The 706-nt window shown below is 53.3% G+C and carries 3 tRNA genes; all 3 read left to right on the top strand.

From position 1 onward, the window contains the following. Positions 1-245 precede the first annotated feature (245 nt). The 3 genes from JDF658_RS12715 (at position 246) to JDF658_RS12725 (ending at position 509) form a co-directional block, all read left to right on the top strand. Positions 246-322 (top strand) — tRNA-Ile (locus JDF658_RS12715). Between the two features lie 14 nt (positions 323-336). Continuing rightward, positions 337-412: transfer RNA gene (locus tag JDF658_RS12720), tRNA-Ala, on the top strand. Positions 413-433: 21 nt separating this feature from the next. Beyond that, a tRNA-Ala gene (locus JDF658_RS12725) sits at positions 434-509 on the top strand. The last annotated feature ends 197 nt before the right edge of the window (positions 510-706 follow it).

Here is a 706-nt window from a genome sequence, read left to right on the forward strand (position 1 = left end):
CGAGTTTAGGTGGAAGAACATCCTGTTTAGTTTTGAGGGATCGAGCTAATCGAGGTTCGAAATTCGAGGTACGAAGTTCGAACCTGAGGCTGGATTTCTCATCGCAAGCAAGCCGAGGTTGGTTAGGAACGAGCATGGCAAGGCGCCGGCGAGGAGAGGCCGGAGGCGTACTGGAGGTACGTCGAGGACCTCGACGCAGTCGGCAACGCAGCCAGGTGAAGTTCATAAACAACCGAACTAAACATGGGCCTATAGCTCAGCTGGTCAGAGCGCACGCCTGATAAGCGTGAGGTCAGTGGTTCAAGTCCACTTAGGCCCACCATAAAAGCAAAGTGTGGGGGCGTAGCTCAGCTGGGAGAGCACCTGCCTTGCAAGCAGGGGGTCAGCGGTTCGATTCCGCTCGTCTCCACCAAACTCAACAAAAACGAATAGTGGGGGCGTAGCTCAGCTGGGAGAGCGCTTGAATGGCATTCAAGAGGTCAGCGGTTCGAACCCGCTCGTCTCCACCATCTCTACGAAGTTCGAGGTACGAAGTTCGAACCTGGGCTGGATTTCTCAGTTAAATTAGGTCTAGTGCAGTTTTTTGGCCGCCGGGCTTTGGAAACATAGTATTGTCGGCAGCTATGCTGCCGGTAACAATACTAGTGACAGCCGTAGGCGGACAAAAAACCGACTAAACTAAACTGAGGTTGGTTAGGAACGAGCA

The sequence above is a fragment of the Carboxydocella sp. JDF658 genome (assembly GCF_002049395.1).
Taxonomy (GTDB): Bacteria; Bacillota.